The organism is Microbacterium sp. PF5 (assembly GCF_004794315.1).
Lineage (GTDB): Bacteria > Actinomycetota > Actinomycetes > Actinomycetales > Microbacteriaceae > Microbacterium > Microbacterium sufflavum.
In genome coordinates this window covers 1-19,679 of sequence record NZ_SSDQ01000048.1, presented here as the reverse complement: position 1 = coordinate 19,679, position 19,679 = coordinate 1, and the positions used below count along the sequence as shown (strand labels likewise).

Annotated in this window: 18 protein-coding genes; 9 read left to right on the top strand and 9 right to left on the bottom strand. The window is 72.3% G+C overall.

All coding sequences use genetic code 11. The annotated features are described in order from the left end of the window. Positions 1-308: 308 nt before the first annotated feature. Genes DW297_RS02795 through DW297_RS02775 form a run of 5 tightly spaced genes read left to right on the top strand, consistent with a single transcriptional unit; the run spans position 309 to position 5,062 of the window. Complete coding sequence (locus DW297_RS02795) at positions 309-1,763, top strand: APC family permease (RefSeq protein ID WP_136029148.1); 1,455 nt, start codon at positions 309-311, stop codon at positions 1,761-1,763. 38 nt (positions 1,764-1,801) lie between these two features. Continuing rightward, entirely contained in the window at positions 1,802-2,644 is an 843-nt protein-coding gene (locus DW297_RS02790) for a molybdenum cofactor biosynthesis F family protein (RefSeq protein WP_136029146.1), read from the top strand. Between the two features lies 1 nt (position 2,645). Beyond that, positions 2,646-4,289 (top strand): amidohydrolase, encoded by a 1,644-nt coding sequence (locus DW297_RS02785; protein ID WP_136029144.1) that lies wholly within the window; start codon positions 2,646-2,648, stop codon positions 4,287-4,289. A gap of 28 nt (positions 4,290-4,317) precedes the next feature. Continuing rightward, entirely contained in the window at positions 4,318-4,674 is a 357-nt protein-coding gene (locus DW297_RS02780; protein ID WP_136029142.1) for a YidH family protein, read from the top strand. Positions 4,675-4,690: 16 nt separating this feature from the next. Beyond that, positions 4,691-5,062, top strand: a complete 372-nt coding sequence (locus DW297_RS02775) for a DUF202 domain-containing protein (protein WP_136029140.1) — start codon at positions 4,691-4,693, stop codon at positions 5,060-5,062. Positions 5,063-5,195: 133 nt separating this feature from the next. Here the strand turns inward: DW297_RS02775 and DW297_RS02770 are convergent, their stop codons facing one another. Genes DW297_RS02770 through DW297_RS02750 form a run of 5 tightly spaced genes read right to left on the bottom strand, consistent with a single transcriptional unit; the run spans position 5,196 to position 10,928 of the window. Next, positions 5,196-7,508 carry an arylsulfatase gene (locus tag DW297_RS02770; RefSeq protein ID WP_136029138.1) on the bottom strand — a complete coding sequence of 771 codons (2,313 nt, stop codon included), beginning with the start codon at positions 7,506-7,508 and terminating at the stop codon, positions 5,196-5,198. Beyond that, positions 7,509-8,294, bottom strand: a complete 786-nt coding sequence (locus DW297_RS02765) for an ABC transporter ATP-binding protein (RefSeq protein WP_136029137.1) — start codon at positions 8,292-8,294, stop codon at positions 7,509-7,511. Continuing rightward, the gene (locus DW297_RS02760) at positions 8,291-9,127 is read right to left on the bottom strand and encodes an ABC transporter permease (protein ID WP_136029135.1); all 837 of its coding nucleotides are present in this window, start codon (positions 9,125-9,127) and stop codon (positions 8,291-8,293) included. The genes DW297_RS02765 and DW297_RS02760 overlap by 4 nt, the downstream gene beginning before the upstream one ends. Beyond that, entirely contained in the window at positions 9,127-9,906 is a 780-nt protein-coding gene (locus DW297_RS02755; protein WP_136029132.1) for an ABC transporter permease, read from the bottom strand. Before DW297_RS02755 ends, DW297_RS02760 begins: the two co-directional genes overlap by 1 nt. A gap of 5 nt (positions 9,907-9,911) precedes the next feature. Continuing rightward, positions 9,912-10,928, bottom strand: a complete 1,017-nt coding sequence (locus DW297_RS02750) for an ABC transporter substrate-binding protein (protein ID WP_136029131.1) — start codon at positions 10,926-10,928, stop codon at positions 9,912-9,914. 151 nt (positions 10,929-11,079) lie between these two features. Between DW297_RS02750 and DW297_RS02745 the strand changes: the two genes are divergently transcribed. Continuing rightward, entirely contained in the window at positions 11,080-11,691 is a 612-nt protein-coding gene (locus DW297_RS02745; RefSeq protein WP_136029129.1) for a TetR/AcrR family transcriptional regulator, read from the top strand. Between the two features lie 20 nt (positions 11,692-11,711). Here DW297_RS02745 and DW297_RS02740 read toward each other — a convergent pair whose 3' ends face one another. The 4 genes from DW297_RS02740 to DW297_RS02725 form a co-directional block, all read right to left on the bottom strand. After that, positions 11,712-13,178, bottom strand: coding sequence for a GMC family oxidoreductase (locus DW297_RS02740; protein ID WP_136029156.1), 1,467 nt, complete (start codon positions 13,176-13,178; stop codon positions 11,712-11,714). Between the two features lie 164 nt (positions 13,179-13,342). Beyond that, the gene (locus DW297_RS02735; RefSeq protein ID WP_240744497.1) at positions 13,343-14,821 is read right to left on the bottom strand and encodes an aldehyde dehydrogenase family protein; all 1,479 of its coding nucleotides are present in this window, start codon (positions 14,819-14,821) and stop codon (positions 13,343-13,345) included. 47 nt (positions 14,822-14,868) lie between these two features. Continuing rightward, positions 14,869-16,176 (bottom strand): HNH endonuclease signature motif containing protein, encoded by a 1,308-nt coding sequence (locus DW297_RS02730; RefSeq protein ID WP_136029127.1) that lies wholly within the window; start codon positions 16,174-16,176, stop codon positions 14,869-14,871. Between the two features lie 204 nt (positions 16,177-16,380). Beyond that, a complete protein-coding gene (locus DW297_RS02725) occupies positions 16,381-16,818 on the bottom strand; it encodes an Lrp/AsnC family transcriptional regulator (protein ID WP_205828211.1) in 438 nt (145 codons plus the stop codon). Between the two features lie 150 nt (positions 16,819-16,968). Here DW297_RS02725 and pdhA point away from each other — a divergent pair, with 150 nt between their 5' ends. The 3 genes from pdhA to DW297_RS02710 all read left to right on the top strand — a co-directional run. Then, positions 16,969-18,087, top strand: a complete 1,119-nt coding sequence (gene pdhA, locus DW297_RS02720; RefSeq protein WP_136029125.1) for a pyruvate dehydrogenase (acetyl-transferring) E1 component subunit alpha — start codon at positions 16,969-16,971, stop codon at positions 18,085-18,087. A 146-nt stretch (positions 18,088-18,233) separates the two neighbouring features. Beyond that, a complete protein-coding gene (locus DW297_RS02715; protein WP_136029150.1) occupies positions 18,234-19,205 on the top strand; it encodes an alpha-ketoacid dehydrogenase subunit beta in 972 nt (323 codons plus the stop codon). Beyond that, a partial coding sequence (locus DW297_RS02710) for a biotin/lipoyl-containing protein (RefSeq protein ID WP_342589020.1) occupies positions 19,202-19,679 on the top strand: 478 nt, incomplete at its 3' end. The genes DW297_RS02715 and DW297_RS02710, both read left to right, overlap by 4 nt.

The window sequence follows — 19,679 nt, the reverse complement described above, 5'->3', positions numbered from 1 at the left end:
GCCCGGCCGATGCCGCTGCCCGCGCCCGTGATGAGGGCCGTCGTCCCGTCCAGCCGCAGCTCCATGTGGTCCTCCCTGCCGCCCGGTGCCCGGCGGTGCGCGGGGAACGGCGGCGGTGTCGTCCCGGTCATCCTGCTCCCCGCGCCACGGCGTCAGCACGGGCGTGTGCGGGGTGTGCACGGTGGCACCATCGTCCTTCGCTCACGGTCAAGTGCGGCGCCGGGCCGACGAGCAGACTCGCTCTATCGACGATTCCCCTCGTCGTCGATGCCGTGTCCGCACGGCCGTCACCGAGCAAAGGAGCCGACGTGGCAGAGCAGCTGTCCGCGTCCACGACGCCGCACCACACCTCCCTCCGACCGGGCGCCCTCGGCGTCGCCGGCATCGTCTTCCTCGTCCTGGCCGCGGTCGCCCCGCTGACCGGGATCGTGGTCGTCGCGTCGCTGGCGATCGCCCTCGGCAACGGCGGAGGGACCCCGATGTCCTTCTTCCTTGTCGCGGCGATCCTGCTGCTGTTCGCGGTGGGCTACGCGCAGATGTCGAAGCAGCTGGTCAACGCCGGCGGGTTCTACGCGTTCGTCGTGAAGGGCCTCGGCCGCACCGGTGGTCTGGTCGCCGGACTCATCGCCACGCTGGGCTACAACTTCTTCGTGGTCGGCACGATCGGCACGAGCGGCTTCTTCATGCAGACGATCATCCGCGACCTCACCGGCCTCGACGTGAACTGGCTCGTGTGGGGTCTGCTGTCGATCGTGGTGTGCTTCGTGCTGGCGCGCATCGGCGTGGACTTCAGCTCGAAGATCCTCGGGGTGTGCCTCGTGCTCGAGGTGCTGATGCTCGTGATCTTCGACGTCTCGGTGCTCGTGCAGACCGGCTACGACGTGTCGGCGTTCAGCCCGGAGGCCGTGTTCTCCGGATCGCTGCCCATCGGCCTGCTGCTGGCGGCGACCGGCTTCCTCGGTTTCGAGGCGACCGCGCTGTTCAGCGAGGAGGCCAAGCAGCCGCTGCGCACGATCCCCCGCGCCACCTACACCTCGATCATCGCGATCGGCGTGATCCTCGGCGTCACCACGTGGGCCGTGGTGAGCGCGACCGGTGTGGCGCAGGCGCAGGCCACGGCACTGGAGCACCTGCCCACCGGCGACCTGATCTTCTCGCTGTCACAGCAGTACCTGGGCGGCCCGCTGACCACCGTCATGATGGTGCTGCTGCTGGTGAGCCTGTTCGCCGCGATGCTCGCGTTCCACAACTCCGCCACCCGCTACCTGTACTCGCTGGGCCGGGCGAAGATCCTGCCGCAGGCGCTCGCCCGCACCCGCGCGAACGGCGCCCCGCAGCTCGCGGGCATCGTGCAGGCCGGGTTCGCCGGCATCGTCGCGATCCTGTTCGCGATCGCCGGCGCCGACCCCATCCTCACGCTCGTGCCCGCGATGCTGGGCTTCGGCACCCTGAGCGTGCTGATCCTGCAGGGGCTCGCCGCGATCTCGATCGTCGTGTACTTCCGCCGCCAGGGCGACCCGCGCTGGTGGAGCACGTTCATCGCGCCGGGCATCGGCTTCCTCGGCATCGCCGCGATCTCGATCCTCGCGATCGTGAACTTCAACATCGTCGCCGGCTCCGAGGAGCTCGCGATCCGGCTGATGCCGCTGCTGCTCGTGCTCGCGCTGATCGGCGGCATCGTCTACGCCGCCTACCTCAAGCGCTCCCGGCCCGCCGTGTACGACGGGCTCGCCACCGACCTGGAGAGGGTCAGCGCCCGCTGATCCGCTCCGCTCCCCCGCCCTCCGAAGGAAGGAACCCCATGACGACGACGCTGAACCCCGCAGACACCTCCACGTGGCTGCCGCTGGAGGGACTCGCCCCCGGCTTCGACGCCAACAAGGCCCCGCACAGCACGGCGCTGAGCGGCCGCGAGATCACCGTGGTCGACGGCCGCGGCACCCGCATCGTGCACCGCTTCGACGACTCCACCGTCACGTGGGACTACCGCCCCGGCGCCGACGACAGCACCGAGGCCGCGAGCGACACCGACAACTACGAGGCGTTCGAGGTCGACGACGAGCTGTACTTCGTGCAGTTCCACCACCGCTACCTGCCGAACGAGGCCGTGTCGCTGATTCTCGACCTGCGGCACGGGCGCTCGCTGGCCGTGATCTCCGACATCCTCCCCGCCCCCGAGCAGGGCCGCACGCGCGTGCAGCACCACTTCGCGCCGGGCACCATCGAGGGCACGGAGGTGACCGGCGGCGAGGCCGCCCCGACCACGACGCTCATCGGACGTCGCGTGGAGTGGGTGTACAGCGAGGAGCACGCCTACGAGCACGTGTACCTGTCGCCGCGGTGGTACTCGTGGCAGTGCCTCGCCGGCCCGGAGCGCGGCCTGGCCGACACCGACGAGAACAGCGTGTGGCAGGTGCGACCGGGCATCTACGTGTTCGCGTGGCGCGAGAAGGTCATCCCGTGCGCCTCGGTGACCATCGCCGACCACCGTGACGTGAACGCGATCCGCTCGCACGGCGTGCTGTTCGGCCTCGACGAGTCGGGCGAGGTGCCGACGCACTTCACGTTCGGCGCCTACGGACGGCTGCTGTCGACCACGCACCACACGCCCGAGCTCGAGCCCGCGACCTTCGGAGACGCCTGACATGACCGACGTCGCCGACCTCATCGTCACCGGTTCCACGATCCGCACGGCCGATCGGACACGGCCCCGCGCCGAGGCCTTCGCCGTGCGCGACGGGCGGATCCTCGCCATCGGCGACCGCGCCGACGTGGAGGGCCTCCGCGGACGCCGCACACGGACGCTCGAGGTCGGCGACGCCGCCGTGTATCCGGGCTTCGTCGATGTGCACAACCATCACGCGCTCGCCGGACGCACCGAGCTGTTCGAGCTGTCGCTCGCGCCGTCGCTGAGCCTCGACGAGATCCTGGACCGGGTGCGCGAGAAGGCGGCGACGCTGCCGGAGGACGCGTGGATCGTCGGCGGCGCCGTGTCCACCACCCTGCTGCCGACCCTCGCGAACACCGCGACCCGGCGGCGGCTCGACGAGGCGGCGGGCGGGCGCCCGGTCGCGCTCATGGAGGACTCCCGGCACAACCGCTGGGCGAACAGCCGGGCGCTGGAGCTGGCGGGCATCACCGCCGGCAGCATCCCGGCGGGCGGCGTCACGCTGCTCGACCCCGACGACGGCACCCCGACCGGCGTGCTGCTGGAGGCGGCGGGCATCCCGGTGCAGGAGGCGTACGACCGCAGCGGCGGACTCACCCCGGAGCAGCACGCGGCCGCCTCCCGCCGCGGCGTCGAGCTGCTGAACTCGTTCGGGATCACGGCCTTCCAGGACGCGGGGGTCTCGGTCGACATCCTGGCCGCGCTCGCCGGGCTCGACCGCGCGGACGAGCTCCACGCGTGGGTGGTCTCGTCGCTGCTCATCAACGACGAGATCTTCGGCTTCGACCCGATCGGCAGTCCCCTGCTCGACCGCGGCGAGGAGTATCGCACCGCCCACCACCGGCCGGACTTCGTGAAGATCTTCCTCGACGGCGTGCCGCCCGCGCGCACCGCCTCGTTCCTCGACCCGTACCCCGCCGACCCGGTGCACGGCGCGCACTTCCGCGGCGAGACGACCATGACGCTCGACGAGCTCACCGGCTGGCTGCGCACGGTCGCCGCCCGCGGCCTGGGCGCCAAGGTGCACTGCACGGGCGACGGCTCGGCGCGGCTCGTGCTCGACGCCGCGGAGCAGCTCAGGGCGGAGGGGTTCACCACGCCCGTGCAGATCGCGCACGGGCAGTTCCTCGCCGAGAGCGACATCCCGCGGCTGGCGGCGCTCGACGTCTCGGCCGACATCTCGCCCTTCATCTGGTACCCGGGTGTGATCCCGCAGGCGCTGGCCGATGTGCTGGGTGCGCGGGCCGAGCACTCGCAGCCCAACCGGTCGCTGCTCGACGCGGGCGCCCTCGTCGCCGGCGGTTCGGACTGGCCGGTGAGCGAGTCGCCGAACACCCTGGAGGGACTGCAGGGTCTGGTGACCCGCGCCGATCCGCTCCGGCGCGCGCCGGGCACGCTGTGGCCGGAGCAGGCGCTCACGGCCGAGGAGGCGCTGGAGGTGTTCACGATCAACGCCGCGACCGCGATGGGTCTCGGCGCCGAGACGGGCTCCCTCACGCCGGGCAAGTCCGCGGACTTCGTGGTGCTGGAGCGCGACGCGATCGCCGGGCCCGCCGAGGAGATCGTCCACACGGAGGTCGTGTCGACCTGGTTCGCCGGGCGTCCCGTGCACGAGCGCTGAGCGGCGGATGCGCCGCTACGATGAGGCCATGCGCCGCTTCCCCGCCTCCGTCTACCGCGTGGGCGAGGAGCCCGATCCGCGGTTCTCGCTCGCGAACGAGCGCACGTTCCTGGCCTGGACCCGCACCGGCCTCGCGCTGATCGCGGGCGGTGTGGCCCTGGAGGTGCTGGGGCTCGACCTGCACCCGGGATTCCGGCTCGCGGCGTCGCTGCTGCTGATGGTCGCGGGCACCGCGGTCGCTCCCCTCGCGTGGTTCGAGTGGATGCGGGCCGAGCGGGCGCTTCGCCAGTCGCGGCCGCTGCCCGGGGCGCTCTCCGCCGTGCTGCTCGCGGTGGTCGTGGTGACGGTCGGCCTGCTCGTCCTCGCGGGCGTGCTGTGGCGCTGACGGGGCGGCGGCCCTGATGCGGCGGGGGGCGGCGGAACCGGATCGCCTGTACGACCCGGGGCTGCAGCCCGAGCGCACGGAGCTCGCCTGGCGGCGCACGGCCCTGGCGATCGCGATCGGCTCGCTGCTGTCGCTGCGGGTGTTCCCTCTCGTGCTGCCCCCGGCCGCGGGGGCCTGGGGGGTCGTGCCGGGGATCCTCGGGGTGGCCACGGCCTGCGTGCTGTGGGTCGCGGCGCGACGGCGTCAGGCGCGTACGACCGCGGTGCTGACGGAACGCGCGACCGGACCCCTGCCCGGCGGAGGGCTGCCGCTGCTGCTGACCGTGTTCGCGAGCGGCTTCGGCGTGGTGGCGCTCGTGCTCGTCGCGGTCGCGCAGCTCACGGCCTGAGCCGCGGGCACCGGTGGGGCCGGCCCGGGTCGTGCCCCTCCCGCCTGCGGTCGGTCCGGTGCGGGCGTCCCGGACGGACCGGTGCGATCGGCGCCGGCGACCCCTCAGACGCCGGCGCCGACCGCGGTCCCGGTCAGTCGGCGACCGCCAGCACGGCCCGTCCGACGGCCCGCAGCTCGGTCGCGTCATGCGTCGACCGCTCCCCGGGCACGTAGCGCACCCGCCGCAGTTCACCGCCGCGGAACGGGAAGGAACGGTGCCGCTCGTGCAGCTCCCAGTCGACCGGGCCGCCGTAGTCGTAGCCGACGCTGATGCCCGTGAACGGCGCCATCCCGAGCAGCATCGGCACGTCGTCGATGCGGGCGACCTCGGCGCGGTCCACGTCGAGCGCGACCCGCCACCGCAGTCCCGGCCGCTCGTCCACGCGCAGCACCAGCTCGTGCGACCCCGGAGCGAGCCGGGGGCCGTCCGCCCGGTGCATCGCCCCGTACGCGTTGTACGCCAGCAGCGGCGCGCGGTCGTCGAGCGCGAGCAGGTAACCGCCGCCCTGGTCGCCGTGCGCCACGATCACGCCCGCCGCATCGTCGCGTACGAGCACGTCGACCTCGACCAGGAACGACCGCAGCACGGTGAGCTTGGACGACCGGAACCGCTCCAGCGGGGGGCGGAACGGGATGAGGTCGACCGGAGCCGACAGGGGCTCCTCGGTGTCGGGCCGCAGCCGGAACAGGGCGCCCTCGTCGTCGAGCGGGAACACGGTGTTGCGCCAGGCCTCCGCGTGCCACCGCGCCGCGAGGGCCCGGACGCGTTCCGGGTGCAGGGCCGCCACGTCGCGGGTCTCGGTGGGGTCGGCGGCGAGGTCGTACAGCTCCCACACCCCGCCCTCCGGCCCCTCGTCGCGCGTCGGGGGCACGGTCGACAGCGCCTTCCAGCCGCCCTCGACGATCGCCCGCCGTCCGACGCACTCGAAGTACTGCGCCTCCCGGCCGTCGGCCGCGGGGTCGGCGAGCACGGACGCGATGCTGCCGCCGTCCATCTCGAGTGCCGGCTGTCCGTGCCGCTCGTCGAGCGGGGGCACGCCGCACAGCTCCAGGATCGTCGGGGCGAGGTCCGACACGAACACGAACTGATCGCGCAGGCCGCCCGTCATGGGGGCGTCGGGCCACGACACGATCAGCGGCGCGTGCACCCCGCCCTCGTAGGTCGTGGCCTTGAACGAGCGGAACGGCGTGTTCGACACGCGCGCCCAGCCGGTCGGGTACTGCCCGAACAGCCGCGGGCCGCCGATATCGTCCACGTCGCGCGGCACGTCGCGCACCCAGCCGTCGGGCATCGCCCCGGAGGCGCCGAACTGGGCGAAGTAGCTGCGGGTGCCCGTCGGGCCGCCCTCCGCGGTGCCGCCGTTGTCGCTCGCGAGCACCACGAGGGTGTTGTCCCACTCGCCGCTGCGCTCCAGGCGCGCGCGCAGCCGCCCCACGCTCTGGTCGATCTCGTCGACCGCGGCCGCGTACACCTCCATGTGCCGGGCGAACAGGCGCTGCTCCTCGGGGTCGAGCGCGTCCCACGCGGGGATGCTCGCGCCGTCGGCGAGCGGGTCGGGCGGCAGTTCGGCGTGCGGGGGCACGATGCCGCGCTCGCGCTGCCGGGCGAACCGCTGCTCGCGCATCCGGTTCCAGCCGTCCTCGTAGCGGCCGCGGTACTTCTCGATGTCGGCCTCCTTGGCCTGGATCGGCCCGTGCACGGAGGTGTGCGCGTAGTAGAGGAAGAAGGGGCGGTCGGGCTCGTTCACGCGCAGGTCGTCGATCATGCCGATCGCGCGGTCGGTCAGCTCGTCGGTGAGGAAGAACCCGTCGGGGAACTCGCGCACGTCCACCACGGAGTTGTCCTGCACGAGCCGGTGCGGGTGGTGCAGCGAGGTGAAGCCGTCCATGCTCCCGAAGTACCGGTCGAACCCGCGCTGCAGCGGCCAGGTGCGGCGGTCGGCGCCGTCGTGCAGCCGCGACTCCAGCGTCAGGTGCCACTTGCCGACCATGAAGGTCGCGTAGCCGCCGGCGCGCAGCGATTCCGCGAGAGTGGGGGCCGCCGCGGGCAGCTCGCACGAGAAGCCGGGGTAGCCGGGGTCGACGTGCGCGACGAACCCGAACCCCGCGCGGTGCGGGTTGAGCCCGGTGAGCAGCGCCGCCCGCGCCGGGGAGCACATCGGCGCGGTGCGGTAGTTCGTGAACACCCAGCCGTCGTCGGCGAGGGCGTCGATGTGGGGCGTGTCGATCTCGCTGCCGAACGGGCCGAGGTCGCTGAAACCCAGGTCGTCGATCAGCATCACGATCACGTTCGGCGCCCCCGCCCGTGCCCGCCGCGGCTCGGGCCACCACGGCTCCGACTCCGACGTGAACTCCGCCGCCTTTCCCTCGAAGCCCTCATAGCCGCGGGCGTCTGCGGCCGCCATTCAGCCGGCCCTCCGGATCAGCTCGAAGATGCGCGTGCGCAGCTCCGCGAACGCCGGGAGCGCCCGCGTGGTCAGCTGGTCGCGCGGGCCGAGGTCGATGTCGATGATCTCGGTGACCTTGGCCGGCCGCTCGCCGAGCACCACGACCCGGTCGGACAGGTACACGGCCTCGTCGATGTCGTGGGTGACGATCACGATGGTCATGCCGAACTGCTCGCGGATCCGCAGGCACAGGTCCTCCAGCTCGAAGCGCGTCTGCGCGTCGACCGAGGCGAAGGGCTCGTCCATCACCAGCACCTCGGGCCGGTAGGCGATCGCCCGGGCGATGGCGACGCGCTGCTGCATGCCGCCCGACAGCTGCCACGGGAACTTCGCCTCGGCACCGGAGAGGCCGACCGCGGCGAGCGCGGCGCCGATCCGCTCCTCGCGCTCCGCGGCGGGCAGACGCAGGTGCTTCAGGGGCAGCCGCACGTTCTTCTCCACGGTGAGCCACGGCATGAGCGAGCGCGTGTACTCCTGGAACACGAGGGCCATCTCCTGGGGCGGCCCGTCGATGGGCACGCCGTCGATCGCGGCGCTCCCGGCGGTGATGCCCTGGAGCCCGGTGAGGCACTTGAGCAGCGTGGTCTTGCCGATGCCGGACGGGCCGACGATGCAGCACACCTCGCCGGCGCGCACGTCGAACGTGAGGTCGGCGATCACCGGCACGAGGCCGTTGCGGGTCTGGTACGACTTGGCGAGTCCGTCGACGCGCAGGCGCACGGGGGCGCTCTCGATGGTGGTCATGCGTTCTTCTCCTGTTGCTGGGAGGCGATGTACCAGCGCAGCACGCGGCGCCGGAAGAGGGTGAACAGGGCGGTGGCGGCGTAGCCGATGATGCCGAGCACGAGGATACCCGCCCACATGTCGGGGATGGCGAACGACTGCTGTGCGAGCAGGGTCGCCGCGCCCAGTCCGGTGGAGGAGCCGAGCATCTCGCTCGCGATCATCACGACGAACGCGGTGATGAGGCTGACCTGCATGCCGGACAGGATGCGCGGCCCCGCGGCGGGCAGCATCACGGAGAACAGCCGCTCGGGGCCGGTCAGCCGGTAGACGCGGCTGACCATGTCGAGCGTCGGCTCCCCCGCCCGCACCCCGTCGATGGTCGAGATGAGGATCGGGAACACCGCGGCGAGGGTGATCGAGAGGATGCGGGTCTCGGTGCCGAAGCCGATCAGCGACACGAAGATCGGCACGAGCGCGACGGGCGGGATCGCGCGGAAGAAGTGCACGGTCGGCTCCACCAGCCAGCTGAGCGGACGGATGAGCCCGAGCACCAGGCCGAGCAGCACGCCGATCACGGTCGCCAGCACGAACGACAGCGCGAGGTTGCCGACCGAGGAGGCGACGTCGACCAGGAACGCCGGCGTCTGCGCGAGCTGCCACAGGCGCTGGAGGATCACCTGCAGCGGCGGGAAGAACGCGTTGGTCGAGGCTGCGGAGGCGACCCACCACAGCACGAGCAGCAGCACAGGCACGGCGATCTCCGCACCGATCAGCACGCCCCGCGGGAGGCCGCCCTGGCCGCGCCTCCTGGACAGGCGCGAGGGGGTCTGGATCGAGGTGGTCAGGGTCATCACACGACCTGCTTCCGGTACTGGGGGTGCCAGTGCAGCAGCCGCCGCTCGCCCCACTGGCTCAGTCCCTGCACGAGCAGGCCGAGCACGCCGAGGAGGAGCACGTAGGCGAACAGCTGCGCCTGGTTGCCGCTGATCTGCGACAGCAGCAGGCTCTGGCCGAGACCGGGCCCGCCGCCGAGCAGCCCGGCCACGACCGCGACCACGAGCGAGGTGGGCGCCGCGACGCGGATCGCGGTGCCGATGTAGGGCAGGGCGCTGGGCAGCACGATGCGGCCGAGGATCTCGCCGCGCCCCATGCCGTACGAACGCCCGGTCGCCCTGGCCACCGGATCGGTGTCGAAGACGCCGGCGGAGGCCTGCACGGCGATCGCGATGAAGCAGCCGAAGAACACCAGGAAGATCCCCATGCCCAGGGTGGGCCCGAGCACGAGCACCACCACGGGCAGGATCACGATCGGCGGGATCGGCTTGAGGAACTCGAGGGGCACGCGGGTGGCGTGCATCGCCAGGGGCGAGGTGCCGATCGCGACGCCCAGCACCACGCCGATCACGATGGCGAGCACGAGCCCGACGAGCGCCATGGTGAGGGTGTCACCGAGCGCGGTCCAGGTGGCGGGGGTGCCGAGCAGGCGCACGGCCTCGCCGATCGCGGCGGTCGCGGGCGGCAGCGGGGAGTCGGCGAGGGGCCCGGCGGTCGCGGACCACTCCCAGAGGGCCAGCGCCGCGAGGACGCCGACCGCTCCGACGAGGGGTGGGACGAGGGGGGAACGGGTCATGGTGCTCACTCCGCGGCGACGACGACGCCCTCGAGGTCGACCGGGGACGGCAGGAAGCCGAGCTTCCCGAGCTTCTCGTTCACGCGCTCGAGGTCGATCGGGGCGACCTCGGCGGGCCAGAACGGGAGCTTGACCTCGTCGACCGTGAGCGTCGAGCCGGTGGCGTCGATGCCGGCCTGGATCGCGTCCTCCGGATGCTCGTTCGCGTAGGCGTTGCTCTTGGCGATGGCCCGCTGGAACGCGGCGATCGCGTCGGCCTTGCCCGAGAGGGTGCTCTCCCCCGTGGTCCACAGTCCGACGGCGCCCTCCTCGAAGAAGCCGACCGACGGGGCGGAGACGAACGTCGCCCCGGCCGCGGCGGCCTCGCCGGTGAACGGGCTCACGAGGCCCGCCGCGTCGACGGTGCCGCTCTTGAGCGCCGCGACCGCGGAGGTGAAGTCGAGCACGACCCACTCGACCGAGGAGGGATCGACGCCGGCGCGGTCGAGGGCATCGGTGATCACGACCTCCAGCTGCGCCTTGCGGGCGGGGATGGCGATGGTCGCGCCCTCCAGGTCGGCGACGTCGGTGATGCCGCTCGCCGCGGAGGCGTAGAGGCCGGTGTCGTCGACCTCGGCCGGGTCCTCGGCGTCGGCCGCGCCGTCGACGTAACCGTCGGCGGGAGCCACGACCTTGAGCGGCACCCCGCTCGCGAGCGCGTTGAGCAGCGGGATGCTGGGGGCGTAGGCGATGTCGACCTGGCCGCTCTGCGCGGCGGCGAGGCCCGCAGGCGGGTTGGCGACCACCGACGTCTCGATCGCCAGGCCCTCGTCCTCGAAGAAGCCCTGCTCCTGTCCGAGCAGCAGCGCCCCGTCGGAGACGAGTCCGATGGTGGCGACCTTGAGGGTGGTCAGCTCGCCGCCCGCGCCCGAGCCGGAGCCGGAGCCGGAGTCGGCCGGGGAAGACGTGCACGCGGCCAGCGCGAGCACTCCCGCCGCGGCGACCACTCCGGCCGCCCGTCGTGCGAGTCGATTCATGTTCATGGAGAACTCCTCTTCGAGTTAGTCACCGGCTGGTGATTTTAAAGATCGTACTCGTGCCTTGCAGGGCTGCGGTTACGATCGGGTTACGTTAGTCACCGAATGGTGACGAAAAAGGTCATGCAGATGAGGGTTGATGCAGAGGGGGATATCGATGCCGAAGATCGTCGACCACGACGAGCGCCGCGACCACATCGCCGACGCCGCCACGCAGGTCATCATCCGGGTGGGATTCGACAAGCTCACCATGCGGGAGATCGCGACGGAGGCGGGGTACGCGCACGGCGCGATCGCCCGGTACTTCCCCGACAAGCGCAGCGTCCTCACCGCCGCGTTCCTCCGGCTGTACACGCTCGCGAACGACCGCATCCACGCGCGCATCGAGGGCGTGCGGGGGCTGGAGGCCCTGGAGCGCATGTGCCGCGAGATCCTGCCCTACAGCCCGAACGGCCCGCTGTACGCGAAGGTCGTGATCGCTTTCTGGGACCACGCCTCGCAGGACGAGGAGGTCACGCGCATCCACCGCGTGAACAACCTGCACTGGCGCGACCTGTTCCGCCAGTGCCTGATCGAGGCGCGCGACGACGGCGAGCTGGCCGACCACGTCGACATCGAGACGGCGGTCAACGAGATCGCGTCCCGCAACGCCGGCTGGCAGATGATCTCGGTGCTGATGCCGGACTCCGCGGGGGACGGACGGCTGAACGACGCGCTCGACGCACTGCTGTCGACGCTGCGCCGCCCGGCCGCCCCGCCCTCCCGCTGATCGCACCGGACCCTCCCCCGTCAGCCCGCCAGGACGAAGCGCGCGCCGCGCTCCCCGATCATGGCGGCCGGTGCGTTCGTGTTGCCGGTGGGGACCGTGGGCATGACCGAGGCGTCGACGACGCGGAGGCCGTCGATGCCGCGCACCCGCAGCTGCGGATCCACCACGGCCTCGGCGTCGGAGCCCATGCGGCACGTGCCGACCTGGTGGTGGTAGGTGATGGCGGTGCGGCGCACCCAGTCCTCGACCGCGTCGTCGGGCACGTCCGGCCCCGGGTAGACCTCGGTCGCACCCCACTCCTCGGCGAGCGCCGGCCGGGTGCCGATGCGGCGGCACTGGCGCACGGAGGCGGCGAGGGCGTCGGCGTCGCGCTGGTCTTCGAGGGCGGCGAGGTCGATCGCGGGCGGGTCGGCGAGTCCCGGCCCGGTGAGCCGGAGCGACCCGCGGCTGTACGGCGTGACGAGACCGGCCATGAGGGTGAAGCCGTCGCTGCCGCGCGGCTCCAGCTCGCCCCACATCGGCACGGAGAAGTGGATGGGCTGGGTGTCGGGTTCGGGCAGGCCCTCGCGGCTCCGCCAGAACAGGTGGCTCTGGGTCACGGAGACGCCGGGCTGCGGAGGGCCGACGGGCTTCTTCCCGGTGGCGAAGATCACGGGCGACAGCAGGTGGTCGTGCAGGTTCCTGCCCACGCCGGGCGCGTCGAGCACCACGGGGATGCCGAGTGCGTCGAGCTCGTCGGCCGGGCCGATGCCGGAGCGCAGCAGGATCACCGGCGTGCCGATCGCGCCTGCCGCGAGGATCACCTCGTCGGCGCGCACCTCCTCCGTCTCCTCCCCCTCGCCTAGCCGCACGCCGACCGCGCGGCCGTCGTGCACGATCACGGAGTGCACCTCGCGGCCGGTGAGGATGGTGAGCTGCTCGGCGATCGGCTGCGCGTACGCGGTCCACGTGTTCACGCGGCGCCCGTCGCGCATCGTCACCTGCTCCTGCGAGACCCCGTCGAGCACACCGCCGTTGTAGTTCGGGTTGTGCGGCAGGCCCTCCTGCACGGCCGCCTCGATGATCGACGCCTGGATCGGCGAGAGCGGGTAGTCGTCGGTGACCGGGAGCAGGTCGTTCTCGATCGCGGCGAACACCGGCTCCACGTCGGCCCAGCTCCAGCCCGTGGCGCCCTCGCGGTCCCAGCGGTCGTAGTCGGACGCGGCGCCGCGCACCCAGATCATCGCGTTGAGCGCGTGCGACCCGCCCGTGACCTTGCCGCGGGGAAGGTGCAGTCGACGCCCTCCCGCATGAGGCTGCGGCACCGTGAAGAAGTCCCAGTCCTCGGCCGAGTGCCACAGCTCCCCCGCACGGGACGGGTCGTGGATGGCCGGGTTGGTGTCGTAGCCGCCCGCCTCGATCAGCGTGACCGCCACGCCCGCATCGCTGAGGCGCCGCGCGACGATCGCGCCCGACGTGCCGGCGCCCACGACGATCGCGGACCGGATCGCGGGCTGCTCCGACTCCGGGTTCACGGCCGCGCCCGGGTTCACGGTCACGCCCGGGTCCTCGGTCACGCCCGGGTTCACTGCCGCGCCCGGGTTCTCGGCCGCGCCCGGGTCCTCGGTCACGCCCGGGTTCTCGGTCACGCCCGGGTTCTCGGCTGCCACGGTCAGGCCTTGCGCCCGGGGCCGGACACGACCTGGGTGACCGCGACCGACTTGAGGCCCTCGACGCCGAACTCCAGACCGTAGCCGGAGCTCTTGACGCCGCCGAACGGCACCATCGGGTGCAGGCCGCCGTGCGAGTTGATCCACACGGTGCCGGACTGCATGCGCGACGCGGCCTCGCGGGCGGCCTCGGGGTCGCTCGACCACACGGACGCGCCGAGGCCGACGTCGAGCGCGTTGGCGAGCTCGAACGCCTCGTCCACGTCGCTGTAGCGGATGACGGGCAGCGCCGGGCCGAACTGCTCTTCCTGCACGAGCGCGGCGTCGTTGTCGATGTCAGCCACGATCGTCGGGCGGTAGAACAGCTCGCCGAGGTCGGATGCGGGCTCTCCGCCGGTGACGATCCGGGCGCCGCGGCTCTTCGCGTCTTCCACGAGCCGGCTGACGATGTCGAACTGCGGGCGGTTCTGCAGCGGCCCGAGCACGTTGCCCTCGTCGAGACCGTTGCCCATGGGCACCTGCTCGGCGATCGCGGCGAGTGCGTTCACCACGTCGTCGTAGATCGAGTCGTGCACGTAGAGGCGCTTCATGGCGGCGCAGGTCTGGCCGGTGTTGATGAAGGCGCCCCAGAACAGGTCTTCGGCGATCGCGGCGGCGTCGGTGCCGGGGAGCACGATGCCGGCGTCGTTGCCGCCCAGCTCGAGGGTGAGGCGGGCGAGGTTGCCGGCGGAGCTCTCGATGATGCGGCGGCCGGTCGCGGTGGAGCCGGTGAACATGATCTTGTCGATGTCGGGGTGGGAGGCCAGTCGCGCACCGACCTCGCGGTCGCCGGAGATGCCGATGAGCACATCCGCGGGCAGCACCTCGTTCATGACGGCCAGCATCGCGAGGACGCTCAGCGGGGTGTACTCGCTGGGCTTCGCGACGACCGTGTTGCCCATGCGCAGCGACGGCCCGATCTGCCAGATGGTTATCATGAGGGGCCAGTTCCACGGGCCGATCGCGCCGACGACGCCCGCCGCCTTGTACACGAGCTCGGCGTGCAGGGTCTCGTCGTCGACCAGCACCTGGGGTTCGAGCACGGTGGTGGCGTTGGTGCGCAGCCACGCGGAGCAGGCCCCCAGCTCGAAGCGCGCGTTCGGGCCGTTGAGCGGCTTGCCCTGCTCGCGCGACAGCAGATAGGCGAGGCCCTCCGCGTTGGCGTCGATCGCGTCGGCCGCGGCCAGGAGGAGTTCGCTGCGCTTCTCGTGTCCGAGGGCCTCCCATGCGGGCTGCGCTGCCTTGGCGCGGGCGATCGCATCGTCGAGGTCGGCGACCGTCGCGACGGGGGCGTGGCCGATGACCTCCCGGGTCGCGGCGTCCGGGATCTCCCGGCCGGCACCCTCCGGCGCCTGGATGCGGTCGAGCAGAGCGGCGGCTGCGGACGCGGCGGAATCGGTGGATCCCGAGTCGACGGCTACGGGAACGGCGGAATCGGACATCGGTGTCTCTCCTTCGGCGGGTCACGGCGCGGACGCCGGTCTTCTTCTCATTGTCGGTCGGCCCCTCCGACGACACTTGTCGCGGAGCGCGCCGCAGATGTCTCCGCGCGAAGGATGCGCGCGCGGCGGGCGTGCGGCGGCTCCGCACCGGGGCGCGGCCCCCTCGGCGGCGGGGTGCGCCATCGTCGCGCGGGATCCCACCAGGCCGGTCCTCGCACCTGGGGCACTCCCCCTCGCGTGCGGATCTGCCAGCCGGACGTGTCGAGCGTGCGGTGATGGTGCCAGCACAGCGCGACGCCGTTGTCGGTGTGGGTCGGGCCCCCGCGGGCATGCTCCGTGACGTGGTGGATCTCGCACCAGGCGGCGGGGACGTGGCATCCGGGGATGAGGCACTCACGATCTCGGACACTGATCGCGCGGCGCTGCGCGGTCGTGAAGATCCGCTCGCTCGACCCGAGCCCGACGATCCGCCCGTCCGCCCCGAGGACGACCCGCTGCACCGTGCCGCCGCAGGCCGCGTGCGCGGCGACCCGGGTCGAGACCGGTGTGCCGACGCCCTCGACCTGCGCCCAGCCTCGTCCTCGGGCGAAGTCCTCGGCGGCGACCGTGACCACCAGGGTCGGGGCGCCGCCACCCAACCGCGGCATGTCGTCGTGGCGGGCCGCGATCCCCAGGGCCGCCGCGAGCGCATCGTGCTGCTTCTGCGCGCGGGTCCGCCCATCGACCATCCCTCCGGCATCTCCGGACGGGAGCGCGTCGCCCTCCGGAGAGAGCGGCAGGTCGCCGGCGGAGGCGTCATCGAGATCTGCGGACGGGACGAAGTGGACGCCGGGAACCGGCGGTCCCTCGACCTTCGGGTTCAGATACGCGTCCCAGATCCGCTGCAGTTGCCCCGCGACCTCGGGCAGCAGCGCACCCTGCTCGATCGGCCCGGTCGCGGCCAGCAGCCCCGTCACGCCGATCGCCCCCTCGACGAGGGCGTCGCGCAGCGCCGGCCACCGCGCCGGGAGCCACTCCCCGGAGGAGAGGTCGACCTCGCGGCGCACCAGCCGCGCGGCCTTCAGTGTCCGTGCGGCGGTCGCCGCGTCCACCCGGAGGACGCGTTGCAGGAGCTCGTTCATCGACCGGCAGCCGAACCGCCCGCAGAACGCCGGCTCCCCCGACCCCGCAGGACGCTGATCGACGTTCGCGACCGCTTCCACGACCACGGCCTCCACCCGTCGCTGGATCTCGCCCACCACCCGCAGCAGCTCCATCCTCTCCCCCGCGCCCAGAGCACTCAGGGTGCCGGATTGCAGCACCGCGTCGAGGGCGACGACCGTGTCGCCCAGAACCGCTGCCGATGTGTTCTCCATGGGACGATTCCATCGAGGACCACCGACATTCGACGTCGGATAACCCCAGACCAGACGGATATTCCAGAACACGCGAGCGAGACATCCCGTACCAGCGCGGGCTCGCGGACAGCCCTCGACGGCAGCGCACGACGGGCGCACGATCAACCGCCCGCCCCGTCTCCACATCACTCACCCGGGCACCACGTCGCCGTGGCTCGAGCCTCAGGCGCGATCGTCGTCCTCGAAGATCAGGATCGTGCGGGTCGACCGGATCGAGGGGATCGCCTGGATGTCCTCGAGCACGATGCGGCGGAGGTCGCGGGCGTCGTTCGCCCGCACGAGCAGGAGCACGTCGAAGTCTCCGCCGACCAGGGCGATGTGCTCGATCTCGGGGATCGCCCGCAGCCGGGCCCGGACGTCCTGCCACGTGGCCTGCTCGATCGCGAGGGTCACGTAGGCACTCGCGTGGTGACCCAGCAGCACGGGGTCGGTGCGCACGGTGTAGCCGGTGATGACCCCCGCGTCGGTCAGCCTCTTGATGCGCGCGTGCGCCCCGGCACGGGAGATGTGCACGGCCTCGGCGATCGCGGTCATCGACGCCCGCGCGTCCCGTCGGAGCTCGGCGAGGATCGCGCGATCCGTGTCATCCAGGGCCGTCATGGCACCCCTCTCATCCCGGTCTGAATCCTGACATTGTGAACGCCAGATCCGCAACCATCGAGCAATCGTCCACGATCTGACCGGGGATATTGGATGACTGTCGCGACCGGGGCATGCTGTCCTCATCGAGTTCGGCGAGGGAGGCGGACGATGCTGCACACGGACCTGCTGCCGCGGGACACCGCGGTGAATCTGATCACGGCGGACGGCACGACCGTCCACGACGAGGCCTACGCGCTGCCTGACGCGGACACGCTGCTCACCGCCTACCGGGGTCTCGTCGAGGGCCGCCGCATCAACGAGCAGGCCAACGCGCTCGTGCGACAGGGGCGCCTCGCCGTGTACCCGTCCTCGCACGGGCAGGAGGCGTGCCAGGTCGCGGCGGCCATGGTGCTCGGCGACCGGGACTGGCTGTTCCCGACCTACCGCGACTCGGTCGCCGTGATCGCCCGCGGTGTCGCTCCGGCCGAGGCTCTGGTGCTTCTCAAGGGCGACTGGCACTCGGGGTATGACGTCCGCGCGCACCGGGTCGCACCGCAGGCCACTCCCCTGGCCACGCAGCTGCTGCACGCGGTGGGGTTCGCGCAGGCGGCGAAACACCGCGGGGAGGACACGGTCGTGCTGGCCCTGTGCGGCGACGGCGCGACGAGCGAGGGCGACTTCCACGAGGCGATGAACTTCGCCGCCGTGTTCCACGTGCCGGTCGTGTTCTTCGTGCAGAACAACGAGTTCGCCATCTCGGTGCCCCTGTCGCGCCAGACGGCCGCTCCCTCGCTCGCCCACAAGGCGATCGGCTACGGCATGCCGGGCCAGCGCGTCGACGGCAACGACGTCGCGGCCGTGCTGGCGGTGCTGACCGAGGCCGTGGACCGCGCGCGGGCGGGCGGCGGGCCGTCGCTCGTCGAGGCGCACACGTATCGCATGCAGGCGCACACGAACGCCGATGACGACACCCGCTACCGCGAGCGCGACGAGGTGCAGGCGTGGATCGCCCGTGACCCGCTGCTGCGACTGCGCGCACACCTGACCGCCGCTGGCGCGCTCGACGAGGACACCGAGAAGCGCTTCGCCGCCGGGGCGGAGGAGATCGCCGCCGCGATGCGCGAGGCGCTCAACACCGACGCCGACCTCGACCCGGAAGACCTGTTCCGCTTCGTGACCACGAGCCGGTCGCCTCAGCTCGAGGAACAGTGGCAGCTGCTGCACGGCGAACTCGAACGAGACGGGCTCGCCCACGCCGCAGCCGCGACGAACGGAGGACAGCGATGAGCATCGCCGAGCACGACACCCGCCCCGCGGCCGCGTCCGACACGGCCCCCGCCGACATCGCGAACACCGACACCGCGAACACCGACACCGCGAACACCGGCACCGGCGGCACCGACGCACCGGACGCCGCCCCCGCACCGGCCACGATGACGATGGCGGCCGCCCTCAACCTCGCGCTCGCCGACGCGCTGGCCTCCGACGCCGATGTGGTCGTGTTCGGCGAGGACGTCGGCGCGCTGGGCGGCGTGTTCCGCATCACCGACGGCCTCACGGCCCGCTTCGGCGAGGACCGCTGCTTCGACACCCCGCTCGCGGAGTCCGGCATCATCGGCACGGCGGTCGGCATGGCCATGAACGGCCTGCGCCCCGTGGTCGAGATGCAGTTCGACGCGTTCGCCCTGCCGGCGTTCGAGCAGATCGTCAGCCACGTCGCGAAGCTCGCCAACCGCACGCGCGGCGGCATCCGGATGCCCCTCGTGATCCGCATCCCGTTCGGCGGGGGCATCGGCGGGGTCGAGCACCACTGCGACTCGTCCGAGGCCTACTACGCGCACACCCCGGGGCTCACGGTCGTCAGCCCGTCCACCCCGCAAGACGCGTACTCGCTGCTGCGCGCGGCGATCGCCTCGCCCGACCCCGTGGTGTTCCTGGAGCCGAAGAAGCTCTACTGGTCGAAGGGCGAGGTCGACACCACCGTCACGGCCGAGATCGGCTCCGCGCGCGTCGCCAGGGACGGCACCGATGTCACGCTGCTGGCCTACGGCGCCTCCGTGCCGCTCGCCCTGGAGGCGGCCGAGGTCGCGGCGGCGGAGGGGCGCAGCGTGCAGGTGGTGGACGTGCGGTCGCTGTCACCCTTCGACGACGAGACCGTGACCGCCGCCGTGCGCTCCACCGGGCGGGCCGTCGTGATCGCCGAGGCGCCGGGCTTCGTGAGCGTCGCCTCGGAGATCCAGGCGCGCGTGTTCGAGCGGTGCTTCGAGTACCTCGCCGCGCCCGTGCGCCGCGTGACCGGCTTCGACACCCCGTACGCTCCGCCGAAGTTCGAGCACTGGTATCTGCCCGACGTCGACCGCGTGCTCGACGCGATCGACACGCTGCACTGGGACGAGGACGCATGAGCACTCCCGCGAAGACCGCCGTCCGCGTGTTCCGCCTGCCCGATCTCGGCGAGGGGCTCACCGAGGCCGGGCTCGTGCAGTGGCTGGTCGCGGTGGGCGACACGATCGTGACCGATCAGGCGATCGCCGAGGTCGAGACCGCGAAGAGCGTCGTGGAGCTGCCGTCGCCGTTCGCTGGTGTGATCACGGCGCTGCACGGCACCCCGGGCGACACGATCGACGTCGGTGCCCCGGTCCTGGAGGTCGCCGACCCCGGACACGTGCCGGACGACGCCGCGGGCACGCCAGACGCCGACCCCGCCGCGACGACCGAGCAGGAGGCGTACCGGCAGGAGGAGCGCGCCGGCTCCGGCAACGTGCTCATCGGCTACGGCACCTCGGCGTCGACCACGAAGGGTCGGCGCCGCCGCCCCGCTGTCCGACCCGCGCACGTCGGCGCGGCCGCTCCCCGCGACGCCTCCGCCGGATCCGCCG

Bases quoted from the DNA above. Each gene is read 5' to 3' on its own strand.
- DW297_RS02735 (WP_240744497.1), bottom strand. From the start codon at position 14,821: ATGTCCGATTCCGCCGTTCCCGTAGCCGTCGACTCGGGATCCACCGAT.
- DW297_RS02730 (WP_136029127.1), bottom strand. From the start codon at position 16,176: ATGGAGAACACATCGGCAGCGGTTCTGGGCGACACGGTCGTCGCCCTC.
- DW297_RS02755 (WP_136029132.1), bottom strand. From the start codon at position 9,906: ATGACCCGTTCCCCCCTCGTCCCACCCCTCGTCGGAGCGGTCGGCGTC.
- DW297_RS02765 (WP_136029137.1), bottom strand. From the start codon at position 8,294: ATGACCACCATCGAGAGCGCCCCCGTGCGCCTGCGCGTCGACGGACTC.
- DW297_RS02785 (WP_136029144.1), top strand. From the start codon at position 2,646: ATGACCGACGTCGCCGACCTCATCGTCACCGGTTCCACGATCCGCACG.
- DW297_RS02715 (WP_136029150.1), top strand. From the start codon at position 18,234: ATGACGATGGCGGCCGCCCTCAACCTCGCGCTCGCCGACGCGCTGGCC.
- pdhA (WP_136029125.1), top strand. From the start codon at position 16,969: ATGCTGCACACGGACCTGCTGCCGCGGGACACCGCGGTGAATCTGATC.
- DW297_RS02745 (WP_136029129.1), top strand. From the start codon at position 11,080: ATGCCGAAGATCGTCGACCACGACGAGCGCCGCGACCACATCGCCGAC.
- DW297_RS02770 (WP_136029138.1), bottom strand. From the start codon at position 7,508: ATGGCGGCCGCAGACGCCCGCGGCTATGAGGGCTTCGAGGGAAAGGCG.
- DW297_RS02780 (WP_136029142.1), top strand. From the start codon at position 4,318: ATGCGCCGCTTCCCCGCCTCCGTCTACCGCGTGGGCGAGGAGCCCGAT.
- DW297_RS02760 (WP_136029135.1), bottom strand. From the start codon at position 9,127: ATGACCCTGACCACCTCGATCCAGACCCCCTCGCGCCTGTCCAGGAGG.
- DW297_RS02775 (WP_136029140.1), top strand. From the start codon at position 4,691: ATGCGGCGGGGGGCGGCGGAACCGGATCGCCTGTACGACCCGGGGCTG.
- DW297_RS02750 (WP_136029131.1), bottom strand. From the start codon at position 10,928: ATGAACATGAATCGACTCGCACGACGGGCGGCCGGAGTGGTCGCCGCG.
- DW297_RS02790 (WP_136029146.1), top strand. From the start codon at position 1,802: ATGACGACGACGCTGAACCCCGCAGACACCTCCACGTGGCTGCCGCTG.
- DW297_RS02725 (WP_205828211.1), bottom strand. From the start codon at position 16,818: ATGACGGCCCTGGATGACACGGATCGCGCGATCCTCGCCGAGCTCCGA.